This window comes from Alphaproteobacteria bacterium (assembly GCA_016870095.1).
Classification (GTDB): Bacteria; Pseudomonadota; Alphaproteobacteria; order Paracaedibacterales; family VGCI01; genus VGCI01.
In genome coordinates, this window is sequence record VGCI01000001.1 from 252,295 (window position 1) to 274,488 (window position 22,194).

21 protein-coding genes are annotated in these 22,194 nt (G+C 39.6%); 14 read left to right on the forward strand and 7 right to left on the reverse strand.

Annotation, left to right across the window (positions count from 1 at the left end; genetic code table 11):
- Positions 1-116: 116 nt before the first annotated feature.
- Positions 117-701, reverse strand: a complete 585-nt coding sequence (locus FJX03_01150) for a hypothetical protein (GenBank protein ID MBM3632302.1) — start codon at positions 699-701, stop codon at positions 117-119.
- A 230-nt stretch (positions 702-931) separates the two neighbouring features.
- Between FJX03_01150 and FJX03_01155 the strand changes: the two genes are divergently transcribed.
- From FJX03_01155 to FJX03_01170, 4 genes are all read left to right on the forward strand, one after another.
- Positions 932-2,431: an aldehyde dehydrogenase family protein gene (locus FJX03_01155; protein MBM3632303.1), complete on the forward strand. Its 1,500-nt coding sequence runs from the start codon at positions 932-934 to the stop codon at positions 2,429-2,431.
- Positions 2,424-3,608, forward strand: coding sequence for an acyl-CoA dehydrogenase (locus FJX03_01160; protein ID MBM3632304.1), 1,185 nt, complete (start codon positions 2,424-2,426; stop codon positions 3,606-3,608). The genes FJX03_01155 and FJX03_01160 overlap by 8 nt, the downstream gene beginning before the upstream one ends.
- Positions 3,609-3,812: 204 nt before the next feature.
- Entirely contained in the window at positions 3,813-5,000 is a 1,188-nt protein-coding gene (locus FJX03_01165; protein MBM3632305.1) for an NAD(P)/FAD-dependent oxidoreductase, read from the forward strand.
- Positions 5,001-5,071: 71 nt separating this feature from the next.
- Complete coding sequence (locus FJX03_01170; protein MBM3632306.1) at positions 5,072-5,914, forward strand: SDR family NAD(P)-dependent oxidoreductase; 843 nt, start codon at positions 5,072-5,074, stop codon at positions 5,912-5,914.
- 8 nt (positions 5,915-5,922) lie between these two features.
- Here the strand turns inward: FJX03_01170 and FJX03_01175 are convergent, their stop codons facing one another.
- The 4 genes from FJX03_01175 to FJX03_01190 all read right to left on the reverse strand — a co-directional run bounded on the left by FJX03_01175 (position 5,923) and on the right by FJX03_01190 (position 8,560).
- Entirely contained in the window at positions 5,923-6,504 is a 582-nt protein-coding gene (locus FJX03_01175; GenBank protein ID MBM3632307.1) for a thymidine kinase, read from the reverse strand.
- A 78-nt stretch (positions 6,505-6,582) separates the two neighbouring features.
- A complete protein-coding gene (locus FJX03_01180) occupies positions 6,583-7,182 on the reverse strand; it encodes a redoxin domain-containing protein (protein ID MBM3632308.1) in 600 nt (199 codons plus the stop codon).
- A 158-nt stretch (positions 7,183-7,340) separates the two neighbouring features.
- Positions 7,341-8,219 (reverse strand): acetyl-CoA carboxylase carboxyltransferase subunit beta, encoded by an 879-nt coding sequence (locus FJX03_01185; GenBank protein ID MBM3632309.1) that lies wholly within the window; start codon positions 8,217-8,219, stop codon positions 7,341-7,343.
- A 62-nt stretch (positions 8,220-8,281) separates the two neighbouring features.
- Positions 8,282-8,560, reverse strand: coding sequence for an integration host factor subunit beta (locus FJX03_01190; GenBank protein ID MBM3632310.1), 279 nt, complete (start codon positions 8,558-8,560; stop codon positions 8,282-8,284).
- A gap of 239 nt (positions 8,561-8,799) precedes the next feature.
- On the opposite strand from FJX03_01190, the gene FJX03_01195 reads away from it, so the two are divergent.
- Positions 8,800-10,635, forward strand: coding sequence for a diguanylate cyclase (locus tag FJX03_01195; protein ID MBM3632311.1), 1,836 nt, complete (start codon positions 8,800-8,802; stop codon positions 10,633-10,635).
- Here FJX03_01195 and FJX03_01200 read toward each other — a convergent pair.
- Positions 10,594-11,937, reverse strand: a complete 1,344-nt coding sequence (locus FJX03_01200) for a sodium:proton antiporter (GenBank protein ID MBM3632312.1) — start codon at positions 11,935-11,937, stop codon at positions 10,594-10,596. The genes FJX03_01195 and FJX03_01200 overlap by 42 nt on opposite strands.
- A gap of 1 nt (position 11,938) precedes the next feature.
- On the opposite strand from FJX03_01200, the gene FJX03_01205 reads away from it, so the two are divergent.
- The 5 genes from FJX03_01205 to FJX03_01225 all read left to right on the forward strand — a co-directional run bounded on the left by FJX03_01205 (position 11,939) and on the right by FJX03_01225 (position 16,466).
- On the forward strand, positions 11,939-14,191 hold the full coding sequence (locus FJX03_01205) for a hypothetical protein (GenBank protein ID MBM3632313.1): 2,253 nt from the start codon (positions 11,939-11,941) through the stop codon (positions 14,189-14,191).
- On the forward strand, positions 14,184-14,375 hold the full coding sequence (locus tag FJX03_01210) for a YnbE family lipoprotein (protein MBM3632314.1): 192 nt from the start codon (positions 14,184-14,186) through the stop codon (positions 14,373-14,375). Before FJX03_01205 ends, FJX03_01210 begins: the two co-directional genes overlap by 8 nt.
- A gap of 14 nt (positions 14,376-14,389) precedes the next feature.
- Entirely contained in the window at positions 14,390-14,677 is a 288-nt protein-coding gene (locus tag FJX03_01215) for a DUF1318 domain-containing protein (protein ID MBM3632315.1), read from the forward strand.
- Positions 14,678-14,741: 64 nt separating this feature from the next.
- Entirely contained in the window at positions 14,742-15,110 is a 369-nt protein-coding gene (locus FJX03_01220) for a hypothetical protein (GenBank protein MBM3632316.1), read from the forward strand.
- Positions 15,111-15,221: 111 nt separating this feature from the next.
- Positions 15,222-16,466, forward strand: a complete 1,245-nt coding sequence (locus tag FJX03_01225; GenBank protein ID MBM3632317.1) for an insulinase family protein — start codon at positions 15,222-15,224, stop codon at positions 16,464-16,466.
- Between the two features lie 105 nt (positions 16,467-16,571).
- On the opposite strand, the gene FJX03_01230 is transcribed toward FJX03_01225, so the two are convergent.
- Complete coding sequence (locus FJX03_01230; protein MBM3632318.1) at positions 16,572-17,366, reverse strand: hypothetical protein; 795 nt, start codon at positions 17,364-17,366, stop codon at positions 16,572-16,574.
- A 202-nt stretch (positions 17,367-17,568) separates the two neighbouring features.
- On the opposite strand from FJX03_01230, the gene FJX03_01235 reads away from it, so the two are divergent.
- The 4 genes from FJX03_01235 to FJX03_01250 all read left to right on the forward strand — a co-directional run bounded on the left by FJX03_01235 (position 17,569) and on the right by FJX03_01250 (position 22,050).
- On the forward strand, positions 17,569-18,912 hold the full coding sequence (locus tag FJX03_01235; protein MBM3632319.1) for a hypothetical protein: 1,344 nt from the start codon (positions 17,569-17,571) through the stop codon (positions 18,910-18,912).
- Positions 18,913-18,950: 38 nt separating this feature from the next.
- Positions 18,951-19,673: an acetoacetyl-CoA reductase gene (gene phbB / locus FJX03_01240; protein ID MBM3632320.1), complete on the forward strand. Its 723-nt coding sequence runs from the start codon at positions 18,951-18,953 to the stop codon at positions 19,671-19,673.
- A 220-nt stretch (positions 19,674-19,893) separates the two neighbouring features.
- Positions 19,894-20,925, forward strand: a complete 1,032-nt coding sequence (locus tag FJX03_01245) for a patatin-like phospholipase family protein (GenBank protein ID MBM3632321.1) — start codon at positions 19,894-19,896, stop codon at positions 20,923-20,925.
- Positions 20,926-20,937: 12 nt separating this feature from the next.
- Positions 20,938-22,050, forward strand: a complete 1,113-nt coding sequence (locus FJX03_01250) for an alpha/beta hydrolase (GenBank protein MBM3632322.1) — start codon at positions 20,938-20,940, stop codon at positions 22,048-22,050.
- Positions 22,051-22,194: the final 144 nt, after the last annotated feature.

Here is a 22,194-nt window from a genome sequence, read left to right on the forward strand (position 1 = left end):
GCAATCCCCTAAAGGAGGAATGAGGTTTCTCCCATCCCTAAGGGCAAATTCTAAAAATTAACAATTGAACCAATTTTTAAGTGCCAGAACCTGTAAATGGGCTCAATTGTCGCAGGCTACTGTCGTCCGGCTTGTTCTTCCGCATAAGTTTGCAAAGATGCCACACGGGCTTGCTCCATCTGACGGGCTTCTTCTTCCTGATGTGCGGTTACGAGCGAATTTTGTTTTGCTTGTTTTATTTGACGGGCTTCTTCCTCCTGCCGTGCAGTCACTAAAGAATTTTGACGCGCTTGCTCAAATTGGCGCGCCTCTTCTCTTTGAAGGTTAGCTTGAGTTTGCTGAGGTTCATATCTCGATTTGTTATCATAAGGAGAGTTTGCTCTATACTTTGAGTGAATAGAATGGACAGTTTGTTGATGCGAAGGGTAGGTCTGAGTACGATAGGATTGGCGATATTTTTTGGGTTTCTTGTAATAAACGTAATTTGGAGAATATGCAGGATTTTGATTATAGATATGTACACTTTGCAAATTATTATTTTTTATAATTTTGTGTTTTCTTTTAACAGAAAAATTTGATTTTTGAATTTGTGAAAAAGGAACAAATTGTCTATGTACACTTTCGTATCTATAACTTGATTCTGTCACACATCCACATAATAATAGAGGGATGAAAGTAATGATAAATTTTGATCTAGCCATCGGTCAATACCTTATATTTTATAATTTGTTGAACTTGCTTTATTGAATTAATGTTTTATTGTTACTTTCACATTTACTATATTAAATAAAAAACAACAACATAAATTTTAAATTTAAATAACTTGGAATATTGCATAAATGCAATTCCAGCCCCTACTTGCCAAGCCCGTACTTTTGCGCCAGGATTAAGTAGAAACTCTATCTTGAGCAGATGAGCTAAGGGGATGTAAATGACCTATCAACAAATTTTGGCAGAGCTGAACTTAACTCCTTATCTTACGCAAATGGGCGCTATCTCTATTCAGTCGCCGATTGATGGGTGCGAGCTTGCCCGTCTCGCAGAAACTCCCTTGTCTGATGTTGATAAAATAATTGATCAAGCTCAAGCTGCCTTTTTGCTCTGGCGAAATATTCCCGCTCCCAAACGGGGTGAATTAATTCGTCTATTTGGGGAAGAATTAAGAGCAGAAAAAGAAAATTTGGCCCATATCGTCACTTTAGAATCAGGGAAAATATTGGAAGAAGGTCGAGGGGAAATTCAAGAGATGATAGATATGTGCGACTTTGCGGTTGGCTTGTCGCGACAACTTTATGGGCTGACCATTGTCTCAGAACGCTCTCAACACCGCATGATGGAAACATGGCACCCTTTAGGGATCGTGGGAATTATCACTCCTTTTAATTTTCCTGCAGCCGTGTGGGCGTGGAATGCTTGCTTAGCTCTAATTTGTGGAAACTCCTTGATCTGGAAGCCATCAGCAAAAACTTCCCTTACGGCCTTGGCATGTCAAAATCTTCTTTTAAAAGCCGTACAACAGTTCGGTGCAGCTCCTCCCCATCTTCACCAAGTCTTGTTGGGAAATGAAATAATTGCACAAATGGTGGTTGATAGTCCCCGCATTCCTCTTATCAGTGCAACCGGTAGTACGCGTATGGGCAAATATGTTGGTCCAAAAGTTGCGGCTCGCTTCGGGAAAGTTTTACTTGAACTTGGGGGGAACAATGCTATGATTGTCGCTCCAAGCGCGGATCAATCCCTAGCCCTTCAGGCCATTTTGTTTAGTGCAGTTGGTACAGCTGGTCAAAGGTGCACCTCGCTTCGTCGCATTTTTGTTCATGATTCAATCTACACCTCCCTTGTTCAGAAACTAAAGAAGAACTATGAAACATTGCCCATTGGTAATCCATTAGAGAAAGGAACTCTCGTCGGCCCCCTTATTGATCAAGCCTCGTTTCAGCACATGCAAAATGCTCTTACCACTAGCCAAAAGGAGGGGGGGGTTGTTTTTGGGGGCGAAAGAGTCTTAGAAGAGGCCTATCCTAATGCTTTTTATGTTCGCCCGGCAATTGTTGAAATGCCTGGACAAACAGAGATCGTACGCACCGAAACCTTTGCTCCCATTTTGTATGTTATGAAATACACAGATTTTGAAGAGGTTTTGGTTCTTCATAACGAAGTTATGCAAGGATTGTCTTCATGCATTTTTACAAACGATGTTCGAGAAGCTGAGCAATTTATATCTACACAAGGAAGTGATTGTGGCATTGCTAATATCAATATTGGACCCAGTGGTGCTGAAATTGGCGGTGCATTTGGAGGTGAGAAAGAAACGGGTGGGGGGCGTGAGTCAGGGACAGATACCTGGAAGGCTTATATGCGCCGTGCCACCAATACAATTAATTACTCTAAAGTCCTCCCTTTAGCGCAAGGAATAAAATTTAATGTCTAACTCAACCTTTATTTGGGCAGATCCTCTCCTGCTTGAAGATCAACTGGAAGCTCTAGAGCGCGAAATTCGGGACTCAGCACATGCTTATTGCCAAGAAAAACTAATGCCAAGAATTCTCGAAGCAAATCGCAAAGAGTATTTTGATCCTGCCATTTTAACAGAAATGGGACAAATGGGATTTTTGGGGGCAACGCTGTCTCCTTCTCAGGGTGGCTCGGGGGCTGGATACGTAAGTTATGGGCTCATTACGCGAGAAGTTGAACGAGTGGATTCTAGCTATCGCTCTGCTTTGAGTGTTCAATCTTCACTTGTCATCTATCCAATCGCAACTTATGGAACACAAAGTATGCAGCAAAAATACTTGCCACGTTTAATGACAGGAGAAAGTATAGGATGCTTTGGGCTCACGGAGCCTGATGCAGGATCTGACCCGGGAAATTTGCGGACCACCGCTCGTAAAACGGGAGGGGGTTATCTTTTAAACGGTACGAAGACGTGGATAACAAACTCACCAATTGCCGATGTTCTGGTGGTTTGGGCGCGGACAGAAGATGGATTGATCCGGGGTTTTGTAATTGATCGAGATACACCGGGTGTTTCAACCCCTAAAATTGAGGGTAAATTTAGTTTGCGGGCCTCTATTACGGGTATGATTTCCCTTGAAGATGCTTTTGTGCCTGAAGAAAACATGTTCCCAACTATCACAGGATTAAAGGGGCCATTTGGTTGCTTAAATAATGCTCGCTACGGTATTGCCTGGGGGGCTTTAGGTGCCGCAGAATTTTGCTGGCACGCGACACGTCAATATACCCTCGATCGAAAGCAATTTGGTCGCCCTCTTGCGGCGAATCAATTGGTTCAAAAAAAGTTGGCAGATATGCAAACGGAAATCACTCTTGCCTTACAAGCGTGTTTGCGAGTGGGGCGGTTAAAAGATCAGGGGCATGTTGCTGCAGAAGCTACCTCCCTCATTAAACGTAATACATGTGCCAAATCTTTGGACATCGCTCGGACGGCTCGTGATCTGCACGGCGGTAACGGCATAGTGGATGAGTATCATGTTATTCGTCACGTTATGAATTTGGAAGCGGTTAACACTTACGAGGGGACGCATGACATTCACGCGCTCATCCTTGGTCGTGCCCAAACAGGCATCGCTGCCTTTGGAGGGGAATGATTATAGTCCAAGATGCTGTCGCGATATCTAGCCCTTTCATGAATACAAATATAGGTTGATTACCGCATTTTTGGCCTTTGACCTCATTTTTGACACTCACTTAATTTTCTAAAAGCATAAGCGACACGACCGTATATCCTGTTCTAATGTCAAGGAGTCCGTTTATGAGTGGCATTTCCGCTGAGAGTAGCGTAGTAAAAATATATGAAATCAGAAAACACGACGTACGATGTCATAATTATTGGTGCAGGAGCCGCTGGATTAATGGCGGCTATATCTGCAGGTGCGCGGGGTAAAAAAACACTTCTCATTGAACACACGGATAAAGTGGGGGAGAAAATCCGTATTTCTGGAGGAGGTCGGTGTAATTTTACAAACTTACGAGCAGCCCCCCACAATTATATTAGCAACAATCCCCATTTTATGAAATCAGCCCTTGCTAAATACACACAGCATCAATTCATCAAACTCGTAGAGTCCTATAATATTGCTTATCATGAAAAAACGTTGGGGCAATTATTCTGTGACGGGTCATCGAAGCAAATTATTTATATGCTTAAGGATCAATGTCAAAAAAATGGTGTTGAGATTCGTCTTAATTTACGTGTGCTTGATGTATGTCGACAGACCAATTTTAAGGTTGAAACGTCAGAAGAAATTTTGACCTGTGAGGCTCTGATCATTGCTGCTGGCGGATTATCTATTCCTAAAATTGGTGCCAGTGATTTTGGGTATCGAATCGCCAGAAAGTTTGGATTGAAAGTCATTCCTCCTCGTCCGGCTTTGGTTCCCTTAATTGTGAATGAAACTGATAGATCATCTTTTGCTAGTTTAAGTGGGGTGTCCAATGATTCCGTGGTCACCTATGGGAAAGTTAATTTTCGGGAAAATATTTTATTTACCCATCGTGGTTTAAGTGGACCGGCAATTTTACAAATTTCTTCTTATCTTGAAAAATTTGACAATGAAGATATTCATATTGATTTGCTTCCTGATCTTAATTTGAAAGACTATTTCATAACAAACAAAACTAATAAGCAAACACCGGCAAACGTTTTGAAACATCGTTTGACAAACCGGTTGGTGGACACCTTGGCTTTAGCTCCTGATTTTCATAAAAGCATTACAGATCTTCGAAAAGACGTTCTTTTTGCTATTGCCGATCAATTTCACCATTTTAAAGTAAAGATCAAGGATAGCGAGGGATATCAAAAAGCCGAAGTCACCGCAGGAGGGGTAGATACGGATGAGCTATCTTCCAAAACAATGGCGGCTAAAAAAGTGCCAGGATTATTTTTCATTGGTGAGGTTGTGGATGTGACGGGTTGGCTTGGAGGCTATAATTTTCAGTGGGCTTGGTCGTCAGGATATGCCGCGGGTAGTCAGTGTTAATCAAGATATTGTCTTTTGAATTTCATAATGTCACATTTGAGCAAGACTAATATTTGAAAGGGAAGAACCTCATGTCAAAAGTTTGGTTTATCACGGGATGTTCAAAAGGTTTTGGTTGGGAATTAACCCAAGAACTCCTTAAAACAGACGCTTGTATTGTTGCAACGGCTCGCAACCCAGACCTTTTAAAAGAAATGCAACAAAAATACCCCGATCAATTGTTGGTATTAAAATTAGATGTTACCAAACAAAATGATATTGATTTTGGGGTTCAAGAAGCCCTTACAAGATTTAAACGTATTGATGTTTTAGTTAATAATGCCGGGTATGGGTTGGTGGGCGCCCTTGAAGAATGCTCAATGGAGGAAATACGCAATCAGTTTGAGACCAATGTTTTTGGTTTGATGAACGTTACTCGCACAATTTTGCCAGCTATGCGAGCTCAAAAAGCTGGTCACATAATTAACATATCTTCTGTTGCTGGGCTTGTGGCTGGGGCAGGGTCTGGAATGTATAGTGGAACGAAATTTGCGGTAGAAGGTTTTTCTGAGAGTTTGGCTCAAGACGTTTCAAACTTTGGTATTAAGGTAACCCTTATAGAACCTGGCCCTTTTAAAACAGATTTTGCAGGAAGATCTATTAAAATTCCTCCCGCTCATCCAGATTATAAAGACAGCTCAGCTCACAGCACACGAGATTATATAAAAAATATACATACAAATCAGCCGGGCGATCCGATTAAAGCCGCAAAAATTATGATACATCTTACGGAATTAAGAGATCCTCCCTTGCGATTACCCTTAGGAAATATTGCTTTGGAGCGTATCTTTACTAAATTTGACAGCCTAATTGCTGACCTTAAAAAGTATGAAGACCTTATACGCTCCGCAGATTATAATTTAGAGAAGGTATAGAAATTTCACTAGCCTACATCACCGCTTAGAAAATGCTTGCGGCATAGGGCTATGTAGCGGTCATTTCCGCCAATAAAGATTTGTTCACCTTCACGCACAATTTTGCCATTTCCATCTAGGCGGGCGTTCATAATGGCTTTACTCCCACAATGGCATATGGTTTTTATTTCACTTAGCTCATCAGCCAATGAGAGTAAATATCGGCTTCCCTCAAAGGTTTCTCCGCGAAAATCTGTACGTAAGCCATATGTGAGTACAGGTAATTTCAATTGATCGACCACTTGTGCGGACTGCATAACTTGATCTTTTGTCATAAATTGTGCTTCGTCAATCAAGATACATCGTAACTTGGGCAGTTGGAGGCGTGTGTGGTGAATGTGGTCGAAAAAATTGAAGGTACGATCAAATGGAATAGCTTCCTTAGCAAGTCCAATACGGGAGGCAATTTTGCCGGGAGCGAACCGATCGTCAATAATAGGCGTGAAGAGCAAAGTATCCATTCCCCTCTCGTGATAATTGTAACTGGATTGGAGGAGGGTCGTGGTTTTCCCCGCATTCATTGCGGAATAATAAAAATAGAGCTTTGCCATCCTTAATCTTATCTTTCTTTCGAGTTTTCTCTCAAGTATAGATAGCGATTGGGGATGGCGCTACTACAATTTTGCAAGTTAGTTTCGGCTTAGATGACTATTAATGAGCCTACCCGCTTTTCCCTCCCACTCAACAATGCCTTGAATGCGGCCGATTTCATGTCCTTGGGAATTAATAAACACGGTTGTGGGGAGGACGGGAGTGCGAAATGATTGTGCTAAAATACCTTTTTTATCGTAAGCAATCTTTAAATTTTTAATGCCTTTGGAGTTATAGAAATTGCGAATTTTCTCTATGTCCTTTATATCAGTTGCTACGGCGATAATATGAGCGGTGTCCCCGTATTTTTTAGCAAACGCATCAAGTTGGGGCAGTTCTTGCAGGCAAGGGCCACACCAGGTTGCCCAAAAATGTAGAATGACGGGTTTTCCTGAAAATTCTTTAAGACTTATTTCTGTAGCTTCGGTTACAGTTTCAGAATCAGCATGCCAAAATTTTCCTTCATCAATGGGTTTTGAGGGGGAAGTTGGAATATAGTTGATGGATAGTAAAGACACTTTTCGGGTTTGCTTTTTATCGGCTTCTGGGGCGGGAGATTCTGCAGTTAATGCCCAAAACCCTGCAGCTCCTATACTGGCTAAAACAAGGCCCATAATAAAATAGATATTTTTGTTCATTAGTTGTCTCCTGATAATCCTAGTTAATGCTGCATGCTTATTATTTTTTAATATTGTAAAAGCTGATTAAAAAAATTTTAAATATTGAGAATTATTTTTCAAGCTTTCAAGTTATATATAATAACTTTCACAATGCGTTACCAGGTAAATAAAAATTTTTATTTTTGAAAACGCACTTTGGCTGTTCCAGATTGGGGATTAAGCATGCTCAATATGCGCCCCACCGTTTCAGCTAACTTATGGCGGTGCACAACCATGTCTATCATTCCATGGTCTAGGAGGTATTCTGCCCGCTGAAAGCCTTCTGGCAATTTTTGACGGATCGTTTCTTCAATGACCCGTGCCCCGGCAAACCCGATAATTGCTTTGGGTTCAGAAATTGCAATATCTCCCAGCATAGCAAAAGAAGCTGAGACCCCCCCGGTGGTTGGGTTTGTTAATATGACAATATAGGGTAAATTCGCTTCTTTCACTTTTTTCACAGCAATCGTTGTACGCGGCATTTGCATTAAGGATAAAGCGCCTTCTTGCATTCGTGCGCCCCCTGAAGCGGGGATAATAATTAAGGCAGCATGGGTGTTAACGGCCAACTCGGCAGCTGTCAGAATCCCCTCGCCAACGGCAATGCCCATTGAGCCTCCCATAAAAGAAAAGTCAAAGGCAGCTACCACGGCAGACTGTCCGCCAATTTTACCACTCGCAACAACGATGGCGTCATCCTGCCCAGTTCGACTGCGATAATCTTTCAAACGATCTGTATATCGTTTGCTATCCTTAAATTTTAAGGGGTCAGAAATAACTTTTGATAAGGGAGCCTTAATAAAGGTTTTGTGATCAAATAAAGACTCAAGACGATCTTGAACCGTCATACGCATATGATTTTCGCAGTGATGGCAGACATACGTATTTTCAACCAGATCCCGATGAAAAATCATATGTTCACAGGCATCACACTTATCCCACAAATTATCAGGCACTTCATTTTTGTGCATGAGAGCTTGTATCTTAGGACGAACAAAATTTGTTAGCCAATTCATCAGAATATACCTTTCAGTTTATCAAAAGGTCAGTTTCACGTAGCCGTTAAGGTATAAACCTTCTAGGCATTCAACAATTGACGAAGTTCTTTTCCTGTCTTAAAGAAGGGAACACTCTTACTTTCGACCATAAGAACTTCACCTGTGCGAGGATTGCGGCTTTTACGAGGGTTGCGATGACGAATTGAAAAAGTACCGAATCCACGCAATTCTACGCGACCGCCTTTTGCTAACGCGTCCATAACTTCATCAAATATTTTACAAACCATCTCTTCCACTTGGGCATAAGTTAGGTTTTGAAAGGATGCACTTACTTTGGCAATCAGTTCAGACCGTGTCATTATTTTTTCTCCTTAATAAAGCTCAGAGTTTTGTGCTGAAATAGAATTTTTAATTCGCTTCCAAGATTAACCACAAACCGCTTTGAAGAATCAAGAAAATTTTTGAAGTTAAGTGTGGGGGGCATTGTCCCTTACACTTTAATTCCTCTTTAATGCATTTCTGATAAACTCTAAGGGATAGTCTTATTGAGGAATAGGGCCAATTATATGCTTAGAAGGTAGGAAGGGAATTGTTGCTAATGCAACAAAATGAAAAAAAGCCTGATGATAAAAAGTCTGTACAAAATCAATGTACCGTTAAAGGAACCTTGGATGATACAGAATTACATTTGGCTTGGCTTGCCCAACAATTTCCCAAGCACTCTGCAGCAGTCCTCAATATTCAAAATTCTTTACTAATTTTGAAGAAAATCAATAAGAATATTGTGGCAACAAACAAAAACAAAGGGCAAATGGTAAAATTAAAAAATGAAATTGCTATGCAAATTGGAAAAATTCAAGACTATATACGTGCGGAAAAGGGGAGGGAAAGTAAGGAGTTAAACTGGACTTTTCAAAGATTAGTGGAAAATTTGCAAGAACATATCATTCTAGACTATGACCCTCAGGAAACGAGCACGGGAACACAGTTTCTGCACTCAATAGGGTTTGATCAAATTGTAAGCATGATTAATGCGGCCTCGCTTCACGAACCGGAGTGGATGTCTCGCACAGGAACGTTACTGGTTTTGGATGATAATCCCAATACCTCTCAAGCATTGATGCGCCGCTTGACCCGTGAAGGACACATCGTATTGAATGCCGCCACAGAATCTGAAGGATTTGCTTATCTGCGATCTCATGCCGTTGAAGCCATTTTGGTGGATTACATAATGTTCCAGAACAAAATTTGTGACTTTTTAAAAAAAATCGAAGCAGATCACCTTGTCGGCTACATACCTGTGATTGTTATTGGAGCTCCTGAAAACATTGATGTTATGGAGAAAATGACGGAATTAGGTGTGGGCGATTATTTGGCAAAACCCGTTAATCCTACATTGTTAAAAATGCAAGTCCACGCTGTTTTAGAAAAAAAATACGCTTTTGAACAGCGGGTTAAGCGTTCGCAAGAAATGCAGAGGACGCGTCAAGAACTTGTCGCGGCCATTCAAGATTTGCCAGATGGGTTTGGTATTTTTGATCAAAACAACCATTTGGTTATGCATAATGAAAAACTATTTGAATATTATCCACACCTAAAACATAGAGATGAAATGACCCGAGGGGGATTAACGTTTGAAGGCTATCTTGAAGCTAATCTTGCCGCAGGAATATATTTGTTTGAGAATGAGAGAGCTCGTCGATCTTGGATTGCTGAAAAGAAAGCGAATTTCTTCCTACCTGCCAGTCAATGGGAAGAATCCTTATCGAATGGCCTGGTGCTGGGCGTTACAACCTATCGAACACCTGATGGGGGGGGAGCTTTGGTCGTAAAAGATATTTCGCAAGATAAGGCTCATCATCAAGATCTAACCTTTTTGGCTTACCATGACTCGTTGACGGGATTATTAAATCGTAAAGCTTTTCACCAAAAATTGTCCCAATCTATCTTTAGTGTGAAAAATTCTGAAACAGCTCATTTTGCTGTCTTATTTCTTGACCTTGACGAATTTAAGATCATCAATGATTCCCATGGTCACGATATGGGGGATTGGTTATTAAATCAGGTTGCACAACGGTTAAGAAGATGCTTAAGAGGAGATGATACGCTGGCTCGGTTTGGTGGAGATGAGTTTTGTATTATCTTAAATTACCCCGTCAATCGTACCAAGATTAAGTTAGTTGCGAGTCGTATTTTGAAATCAATTTCAAATCCCTACATTCGAGAGGGTATATCAATGAGTGTTGGGGTAAGTATTGGAATTGCCATTTATTCGTCAGGAATAGAAGACAGCGAATCTCTTTTAAAGGAAGCTGATGAGGCAATGTATGTTGTAAAGCAATCTGGTAAAGGGCGCTTTTGCTTTTATGATGAACTTCTTAAGTCCAAATCTTCATCCAAACCAAAACCAACTAAATATAATAAAAATCGGTAGTAAAATGCAAGATGACCAAAGGATATAGGCTAAAAATCCTGGCATTTTTATGTGGGATTGGATTGCAATGCTACGAATCACAAAGTTTGGGGCATTCCCTATATACGTCATAGCGCCTAAGAAAACGGCGCCAAGAGAAATAGCCTCTAAAATTGGCGCATATTCAGTCATCAAGGATACTGGATTGCCTCCTGCCATGTTAAAGAAAATGAGGTAAGTTGGCGCATTGTCAAGAAAGGCAGAAAAAAGACCTGTGAGCCAGAAATACAGATTAACATCGGGAATATTATGGGGATTTGCCATGAGAATAAGTGAGCCCAAGGGTCCTGCTTCTCCGGCTTTTAACATGCCCAAAACAGGAATAACGGTTATAAATATCCCTAAAAAGACCATGGCAACCTCTTCTAGGGGGGCCCACGTAAAGCGGTTAGCTTCATGTACTGTAGATGGTGTGAATTTCCAGGAGGCTATGGCAATAAAGAAAAGGGTAGTATCACGGATGAGAGCAGCTAAATCTATGGACACCCCTGCGAGTGTGACATGAGGTTTTTGTGTAATCATACTTTCCATAATTACGATAAAAATAGCGCCACTTAAGAAAAGAAAATTTTGCTGTCCTTTAACTGTGATTTTGGCTTCTCCCTGCAGATGGTCTGGATCTAGAACAGAAGGATCATGGTAGAAATAATAATGATCAATAGCCCAAAAAACGACTAAAATAGCCCCCCCCACTATTAAAAACGGATAAATTAAATGAGTTGTAGTCCAAAAAAAATCAACCCCGTTTAAAAAACCAATAAACAGGGGTGGATCACCTAAGGGAGTTAGTACTCCCCCAATATTTGCAACAAGGAAAATAAAGAAAATAATGATATGAGATCTATAGTGTCGATAACGATTTAAGGCAATAAGAGGGCGAATGAGAAGCATGGAAGCACCCATTGTTCCTATAAGATTCGCAAGCATAGCTCCAAACCCTAATATACTGGCATTAATTAAGGGGGAGGCTTTTCCTTTCATAGAAATGTGAATGCCTCCCCCAATCGTGTATAAAACAGTAATGAGAGCCATAAAAGGCACGTAATGATGGAGTAAGGTATAAGCTAAAATAGAAAGAGTGGAAAAAAAACCAGTTTGAAAAACTAAAGGAATAATAAAGCTGGTGATCCATCCCCCCAAAATAATTCCAAATCTTTGATGCCAGAATTTAGAAGCAAAGACGGGAATAAAGGCCAGAGAAGCCAAAAATCCTCCAAACGGGATCAACCAAAGTAAAGAAAAAAATAGAGGATCATGCAGCATCTTGATTCTGTCTCCAAATTCACTCACACTAAACAAAGAATATTACCATAACACTATGGGAAAAGCCATGATAGAGAATCTTGTAAATGGAAGCACAATGTGGCCCTACGTTAAAAGAGGCTTGATTGCCTGCGGGTGTGTCCTACTTTTAGGTTGCGGTCTTTTAATTTTTAAGGGCCCTTCGATTGCAAAAAATATGGCACAAGTTTCTTTAGAGAAAAGCCTACGCCCTCTCGGTATACATCAGATCAATATTGAATCCATTAATTTTGGGTGGGGAAGATTATATTTTCGAGATATTCGCTCCCAACCCACAAACTCAACCCCAAGCTTAACGATTCAGGAAATGGATATGGCCATTTCACCTTTTTTTAAGGTGAAAGCTATCGATATTGTAGGGGCTACCCTCGAACTCAAAGACAGTGATAAAATCTCTTTTTCCAAAAATAATTTGCACGAGAAATTAGGGGGTATTGGAAAAATTCTCAAATCGGTAAAGCAAATGAATATTCCTTCCCTTGCTATGCGAGACTGTCTTTTAATTCTCCCTTCATCCCATGGCTCGATAAAACTACCTCTTCATGCGGTCACTGAAACCACCGTCACGCGTAACCAAGTTTTGACTATTGATCTGGGAGAAGCCGGCGGAAATAATTTTTCTGGGCAACTTGTCTTAGATATAAGTCGAAAAGGGACAGTTCTAGATGTTCACACCACCAACCTAGACATCAAAACACCCACTTTTCAAATTATAGCTCCTGAGGTTTCCTTTCGAGGGAGTACGGGAAGTGAGGGGGAAGAGGGTTGTAAAATTGATGGATTTGCGAAACTTAACCAACTCAAACTGGATGGATATGGCTCATTAAAAGCGCCTTTAGAAGTCAATCTAGAAGGAGAGGGTACACCCGATTACATCGTTTTTGATGAATTGAGAGTACAGACTTTAGGAAAAGATAATGATTTGCTTGAACTTGAGGGGAATTTTAAACCTTCTGAAAATTCGGGGCAACTTATTCTCACGACTCAAATTAACCAACTGTCCAATTTGTGGGATTTTACGCCCCTCATTGCTGGCCATAACGGTGATAAAGTCACCGTAAACGGAAAACTAAATTTAACAAGTGAGCTTTTTTGGGATAAAGGGGTTTTGAAAACTTCTGTTTTAGCTTTGAATCTCAAAGGTGGATCCCTTAAAAAAGATGGTTTTTCTCTTGAAGGAGCAAGTACACAAGTTCTTTTTAACACATTGAAACCTCTGACGACAAAAGGTACGCAACGGATATCTGCGACCAAACTCACCACCTCAGGTATTGACTTATCGAAAGTTGCTTTTGAATGCCTGTTTGATGCCACCGGACTTTTTCAAATTAAGAAATTTACAGCTGAAACGTTAAGTGGAACCCTAAAAGCACACCAATTTAAAAGAATTGAGAAAGCGGCTGGGCCATCTTTCCAGTTTGAAACTGATTTTGAAAATATTGAATTGGCTGATATCTTAAAATTAACGGATCTTAAAACCCTTTCCGGGCGGGCAAAGCTGGCCGGTAATGCGTCTATGAGTTATGATTTACAGGGAGGGTTAGACGTTAATCAAGCTGAACTTCATTCTATTTCCGAAACAGGACTCATTCAGTATCAGCCCGCAGACGGGAAAATTGAAGCCAGTCATTTAGGACAAGGGGGCGCTTCAATGGCCTTTCAAGTTCTTGATAATCTTAACTTTACAGTTTTTAATGTTCGACTCGAACATTTGGCAGATAATCCTGCCGAGATGCAAGGTATTGTAAAAATGTTGGGGTCTAATCCAAAAGTCTTGAATGGTTATCCTTTTGAGTTTAATATTGTGACAACGGGTAAGCTGAAAGACTTGGTGATCAATACACTGCACCACATGAAACCCCCGACTGATTTAGGGAAGTTGAATCAAGCAATAAAAGAAACAAAAGCCGCTAAGGCTTTGGAGAAAGAAAAGGTTTCTACCCCTAGACCAGAGGATGGAAATACTGCCCAAGAAGCATCCTCTGAGGAAAGTGCTGAGGCTAAAGCGGCAAAAACTTCCCAAGAAGTTGCGCAAAATTTAGATTTTAAAGTTTCTCAGGCGACCCATGAACAAAAAGGGGTTAACAAACCTAGGATTGCAAAACGCGCACAAGTGATTCATGTACGAAAAAAAGTGAAATCGCGGAAAAAAATAAAAAGAGTAAGGGCAGTGAAAAATTTTAAAGATAAGAATAGGAAGATAATTAATGGCTAAATCATTGTTGGGACTCATGGGGCTTACAATAATTATGATGGGATGTAATCCTACAGTTAAGGTAGAAGCACCAGATAAACCCATTGTTATTAATATGAATATGAAAATTGATCACAAAGTCAGAGTCAAAGTTAAAGATGGCTTAGAAAAAGCAAAGAAAGAAAACCCAGAAGTCTTTGCGTGAAAAAAAGGATATAGATGATGATAAATTGTATTATACTATTGCTGGCCCTAGGTATTGTGACTTGCCATGCCGATGCGACAACGGTAGCTGAGGTTTTAAAGACTAAGAAAGTATGCGAAGGTCCAGATGGATTTATTCGGGCTACACCGGGCAATGAAACAGAAATGGCGGGCTACGTTTCAGCTACTAATAAAGCACGTGACGTTTCTTATAACAAAATTGCAAAGAAATCAGGGGTAACTTCCAGTGATGTAGGGCGCGAGTATGCAGCCCAGCAACATTCGCAAGACCTTTGCAAATAAATTGAGCATTTGTCATTTTCGCTATTGAGGGTAGCCCGAGAATTTTTGTGAGGACTGATTAACTATGACAATATTAGCACTTGCTGAGCAGTATAATCAATTTCAACATGCTTTTGGCCAAGGTGTTGAGAAAGACTATGAGGCAATCATAAACACTATGTTTACCTCCGAATTTAAAAAAATTGCCAATGGCAGTGAATTGGCCAGTAAGAGATCTCAGCTTTTAGCACAACTTTTTTCAGTCAAAGATTTTGCCGGAAAGTGGGCTATTGATAGTCAAGAGATTATTCCTTCTCAAGACAATACGAAATGTACGATCAGATACTTTCTTGCCTCAGAAAAAGCTGGACGTTTTGAAGTTATAGCTATTATTCGCGCCCATAATGGTCAAATAGACCGAATAGACGAAGTATTTTATCAGGAAACGAAGTAGAGTTTATTTTAATTCTTTTTAATAAAATACCTTCTCATAATTTTTCTATGTTCGAAATTTTCATTGTAGCAAAAGGGGAAGCCCTTTAAATTAAAGAATAACGGAGACCCCATGACCATTCAACAGAATACCCCATCTATTACAACGTTAGACAATGGTTTGCGTGTTGTGACAAGTTCAATTCCTCATGTGGAGACTGTAACTTGTGGATTGTGGGTTGAGGTAGGGGCCCGCCATGAACCCGCGCCGATTAATGGCATCTCCCACGTTCTTGAGCATATGGCGTTTAAAGGGACAACTCGACGTTCAGCCCTTGAAATTGCGGAAGAAATTGAAGCTGTTGGTGGATATTTGAATGCTTATACTTCGCGAGAAGCAACGGCGTATCATGCACGTATTTTAAAAGAAAATGTGCCTTTGGCTATTGATATTCTAGCTGATATTTTGCAAAATTCTACGTTTGATGCAACTGAATTTGCGCGAGAACAATCTGTCATTATCCAAGAAATTGGCCAGACATATGACACACCTGATGATATCATTTTTGACTACTTTCAGCACACGTGCTTTCCAGAGCAACCCATGGGGCGTGCTATTTTAGGAACGGCTGAGATTGTTCGTTCTTTGACTCCCAATCAGGTTAAAACTTACATGAAAGATCATTATGGAGCCCAGCAAATGGTCTTTGCGGCTGCTGGAAAGTTGGAACACCAGGAGATGGTTGATTGGGTTGGTGAGAAATTTTCAGCTTTGCCACTTGATTGTCCTAAGGAAGGCGCTACAGCTGTTTATACAGGGGGCACATTTCATCAAGAGCGTGATCTGGAGCAAACTCATATTATCCTAGGAATGAAGGGTCTTCCATTCGGAGATCCCGATTATTATGCAGCTTCAATCCTCTCAACAGTTTTGGGTGGGGGGATGTCTTCCCGTCTTTTCCAAGAAGTTCGAGAAAAGCGGGGGCTCGTTTATACGATTTATTCTTTTTCTTCAAGTTATCGCGATACGGGTATTTTTGGCATATATGCAGGGACAAGTCCTCAACAAGTGGCAGAATTGTTACCCGTTGTTACACAAGAACTGGACCGATTTGCCGGGACGCTGGAGCTCTCTGAAATAAATCGTGCAAAGGCCCAGTTGAAAGCGGGGTTGATGATGAGTTTGGAGAGCACCACATCCCGCTGTGAGCAATTGGCAAATCATATGATGATTTATGGTCGCCCCATTCCTCCCCATGAAATTTTAAAGAAAGTTGATGCAGTAACAATGGATCAAGTAACAGCCCTTGCAAAAAGAATGTTTGCCACTCCACAAACTTTAACAACTCTTGGGCCAGGACAAGGAATTAAGCGGTAAATATTTTACAAAAATACCAATGAAGTGAGTCAACCTAAATGTTATAAGGGAGGTCAGCTTTTGCTGACCTCCCTTAATTTTTAAACAAGTTGGAAGCTTGTCTTCTTATGATTTCATTACATCCTTAAAGAATTTTAGATTCATGAGGTATGCTTGTTTTGCGATGTAAGCGTAAGGATTTTTCCCCCACGAAGCTTGATTAAAGTCATTACCTTTTGACTCAACATTTTCAAAGCCTTTCATCATCGTTTCTTGAAAGGTCTTAATGGTTGAGTGAAATAATTTGCTATATTCTTTTAAATATTGAGCTTGTAGTTCTTCAAGTTTTTTGCATTTTTCTTTGTTTTTTTGGAAGACGCCCTTAATAAATTTTGAATCAAGAGACATATCCCCCATATTCGGAAATGCAGATTCACTCAAATTACGACTATGCTTAGTCATATTTTTTTTCGTTTCATTTGCAATATTTTCCCAAAATTCTTTCCATTGTTCCTGATTTGTCGGAATTTTTTGTTTTGCGGCAGGTGTGCCAAGATCTTTCAAATTTTTGTTAATTGTATTTTGGGTTTCTTCAAAAACCTTATTCCAGAATGTTTTCCATTCGGCGGATGTATGCGTTGCTTTTGTATCAGCAGATAATGTTTCGCCAAAGGCTTTTGAGTTTTCCGTCACAGTCTGTTGCAAAAGATTCATAAATTGCGCTGATATGTTCTGCCATTCATCAGATATTCCTGAAGTATCTGTAAAATCAGAAAAACCAGAATTTTTTTTGGATTTATTTGCCATGAGACGACCTTTGTAATTTGTTGCTCTCATTCTAGGATAATTAGCAATTATTAATAATGTATTAAAAAATGTGGCCTTTTTATAAGACTTAAAAATTAATTTTTCTCTTCTCAATAAAAAGTTTTACAGTACGTTCACTTTATTTTTTTAACGTTATGAATTCATTCTGTTAAGTGAGAGATCTGCTAAGTCTTAAGGGTATTCATCTTTGTTATCTTTGTCTCTGCCCCTGTCTCTGCCTTTACCTAAAGCTTGACATAGTTAACAATAAAGATAAAAATTATTTAAATTTAGTTATTTTTAATAAGGTTGAATCTTGAATCTATCCTATTACCCCACAGTTCTTTTTTTTGCCGTTACTCTTGTAACTATCTCACCTATCCAAGGTGGTAAGAGAGAAAATTCTGCTTCCAATTTACGGGAATTAAGCGAATTGAAGCGAGAAGTTGCAAAAAACAATCAAAAAATTCTTATCTTAGAGAAGCGGCTTAATTCTAAAGAGCCAGAACATAAAGTTTATGAAACACAATCTGACTGGCCTGCTAGCTATATACCTATTCCCAATTCAAATAGTGCCATTAGACTCATTTTTAATCCCAATATTGCAATTGCTTATGATGCCAGCTCTTATACAGCAGACTACATGTATCCCCCTGCATTGCCGCTGATGGGTGATGTGGCGAATTTGAGAAAAAATAGATTTACAGCTCAAGGGCGTGCCACGCAATTTGGTTTTAAAACTTTATCTCACACAAATATTGGGGATATTAAAACTGAGTTCAGTTTAGATTTTTGGGGAGACAGTGCTGTTGCGATTCCAAACAATCCTGCTTATCAGCCTCGTCTTCGTTTTGCTTATATAGAGATTGGAAGATGGACCGTCGGTCAAACAACAAGTAATTTCCTAGATTTAGATGCTGTTGGGGAAACAGTCGATTATGGAAGTGTCTTAGGTATATCATTTCGTCATGGCTTAGTTAAATATAGCTTTCCTCTCAATCCCAAAACGTCTTTAAATGTGGCTTTGGAACGCAGCGCCTTGGATTATACAGATCCGCAAGGAAATTTAAGTGCAGTCAGTTCAGCGACGAGCTTACCCGAATTAACGGTCCACTTAAAACATGAAGATAATTTTGGTCATGTGTCTTTAAGAGGCGTAGCACGTCAATTAAGAATAAAAGACTATTCTTCATCTCAACCCTTTATAGCTAGAAAGAATGGGTGGGGGGTTGGTACTTCGGGGAAATTGTTTGTTTATCATAAATCTAACTTATTTGCACAGTTTAACTTTGGCAATGGTATTGGAAGATATATCCCAATCATTAATGGTCAGTCCTCGCAGTACAATAGTCAATCTCGAGTGCTAGATCCTCAAAAAGCAACAAATGCTATTCTGGGGTTTGAACATTACTGGAATGAATTATTTCGTTCCAATATTATATATGCTTATACCAAAATTTACGTTTCAAAATTTGTCCCCATGTTTGCAGGGGCTACGCGCGTAACAAAATCTTATGATCAACTTTATCTTAACCTAATTTATTCGCCCGTACCGCCGTTAGATGTCGGAATTGAATATGAGTACGCAAAGCGAAAAGCAGTAGGTAATTTTATTGGTAAAGCAAATCGCTTTACTTTGGGTATCACTTATAAATTTTAATGAAATATTTTAACGAATACTTGTAAAGGAAATGCGAAATGACAAAAGTTGCTTTGGTTACGGGGGGAACAAGGGGAATTGGGGCTCCCATTGCATTAGCATTAAAAGACAAGGGCTACAAAGTTATTGTCACCTATCATAGTAAAATGGAAGTTGCCAAAAAGTTTGAAGAAACGACTAAAATCCCAGTTTATCAATGGGATATCAGCAATTTTGAAGCTTGCCAAAAAGGAATAGATGCCGTCATTAGAGATCATGGGCCTATTGATGTTTTAATTAATAATGGAGGTATCACTCGGGACGGTGTTTTACACCGCCAAAGTTCAGATCACTGGAACCATGTTATTAATACAAATTTGACATCCTGCTTCAATATGACCAGGTGTGTCATTGAATCTATGCGCGAACGTGGATTTGGGCGTATTATCAATATTTCGTCCGTGAATGCATTGAAAGGACAAATTGGACAAGCTAATTATTGTGCTTCAAAAGCAGGTATTATTGGTTTTACCAAAGCGATAGCGCTCGAAAATGCAAAAAAGGGGATTACGGCTAATGTTATAGCTCCCGGCTATATCGACACCGATATGGTTCGTGCCGTTAGTGAACCCGTCTTAGAACAAATTATTAATACCATTCCCCTTGGCCGTCTTGGACAAGCCGAAGAGATTGCGCGTGCAGTTCTATTTTTAGCCGATGATCATGCAAGTTACATAACGGGAGAAACACTCAATATCAATGGTGGTTTGTTATGTAATTAAGTTAAATGCTCCCAGTCGGGCAAATTTTAATATATTTTAGCTTTACTGTCATTTTGTGCGGCAGATTAATCAAATTATCCCATATCACTTCTCATTTAACTGAAGATAACCCCCAACTTTAAAGGAATATTAAGAAATTTCATATAATCTAGACTTCAGGTTATAAACTATGGGCCGATGAGAAAGATCATTTCTCTGTCTCAGAATTGAAGGGAAAAGTATGATGTCTAAAGATGCTGCATCCAAAAATAAAAAAATTGCTATTGGAATGCAGGGGGGCGGTGCTCACGGCGCTTTTACCTGGGGTGTTTTAGATTATATCCTTGAAGATGGCCGATTAGATATTGAAGGTGTAAGTGGAACGAGTGCAGGAGGCATGAATTGCCTTGCTTTGGCTCAAGGTATGGCTGAAGGTGGAAAAAAGGGGGCTCGTAAAAGTCTATTCCGCTACTGGAAAATCTTAAGTGAAAAATCCAAAAAAATAGGCATGGTCCCGACGCCTTTAGATAAATTCAAAGGCGGGTATGGAATTGCGACGAATCCAATATTTTCTCTCATGGGAATGATCTCAAAGAATATGTCTCCCTATGAGTGGAATCCTAAAAACCAAAATATGTTGCAGGATCTGATCAAGGAGCTGTTTAACTTTAAAAAAATTGCATCATTTGAGGAATTAAAAGTCTTTTTATGCGCAACCAATGTGAGAACATCAAAATTAAAAATTTTTAGTGGGGACGAAATTACATTGGAAGCCGTTTTAGCCACAGCATGCTTACCAACATTATTTCAGGCGGTTAATATTGAGGGTGATGATTATTGGGATGGTGGATTTATTGGAAATCCAGCTATATTCCCTCTCATTTATAATTGCCAAACGCCCGATATTATGGTGCTTTTGCTGACTCCTCAGTACAGACATATGACACCAAAAACGGTTGATGAAATTCACTGGAGAATGACAGAATTAAGCTTAATTAATACTTTAGCTAGAGAAATTCGCGCTATTTCCTTTGTGACAAAGCTTATAGACGAAGGGATTGCCGATGCCACTAAGATAAAGAAAATAAATATGCATCTTATTGAAAATCCTCAAGTCTTTGCGGATTTAGATCATACAAGTGCATTAAATTCTGATTGGGATTTCTTTCAATTTCTATTTGAAAAAGGTCGTGAAACGGCAGAGAAATGGTTGGATGAAAATTTTGATCATATTGGTGTGCGGTCTACGGCGGACTTTAATGAATTTGTTTAGAGGTATTAAAAAATGATAAATCAATTAAAAAAAATTATAAAATTTGTATCATTGTATGTTTTTACATTTATTAACCCTGTATTAGGAGTGACGACCATTCAAGAATGTAATCTACCCCCTCAATACAAAGTTCATGATAAGACCTTTGTAATTAATCCCGCGCTTTCCTGCGCGACGAACGTATTTCTTCATGTTGTCCCTTCTTTTGCAGGAATAGCGGAAAGTAAGTTTACGGCAGAAGAAATGAAGAAAAACCCGCAAATTGCGGGCAGGTTAGCTTATGAGCTTTTGGGCAATGAGTTTGCAAAAATCAAACCAAACATTGAAACGACCGATTTAAAAATCCCAGGAAAAGATAATACTCACGAAGTTCCCGTTCGTCTCTATAAAGGAACAGATAGTGAGCGGTTCATTCTCTTTATTCATGGAGGTGGATGGTCACGCGGAAATTTGGAAACGCACGATACTTTATGCCGTAAGTTAAGTGAGGCAACAAAAGCAACGGTTTTAGCAGTTGATTATCGCTTATCCCCTGAACATCCTTATCCAGCTGGACTTGAAGACGCAGAAGCTGCGTATAAATGGTTCGTAGAAAAACACGCAACAAACAAAAAAGTCTTTATTGCTGGGGATAGTGGCGGGGGAAATATTACTTCTGGCCTTGTTATAAAATTTATCAAGGAGAAAAAGCGTACCCCCGATGGTGTTATTCTTTTTTACCCTGCTTTAGATTTACGCATTCCTGAAAAAACAGCCAACCCATACTCAAATGGTTATTTTTTGACACGTGACAGTATTAATGCCTACGTCAACAATTATACAAATCATAATCAAGAATTGGCTAAAGATCCTACAGTATCGCCCATTCTGGCAATCGATGAGGATCTCTCTAAGTTTCCCCCTGTGATACTTGTGAATGCTGAATGTGATCCCTTAACTGAAGAAGGCACAGCATTTGCCAAGCGTTTAAAATCACTGGGAATATATGTAGATCATAAAGTCATTCCCAAAACAATCCATGTCTTCGCTCAATATTTCGATATATTGCCAGAAGCAACTCAAGCAATTGAATTTGTTAGAGATTCTTTTGAAAATATCTATAATAAACCTGCAAAGGTAGGTTAATAAAAATCGCCACACTTTTAATTGGTGAAGATAAAAAAAGAGGGAGCCAACGGGCTCCCTTTTTTTAACGCTATGAATAAGCAAGACATTTTTAACTTTAACAAATTCCATGGTCCAATTGTGAAAATTAACAAGCACTTATTT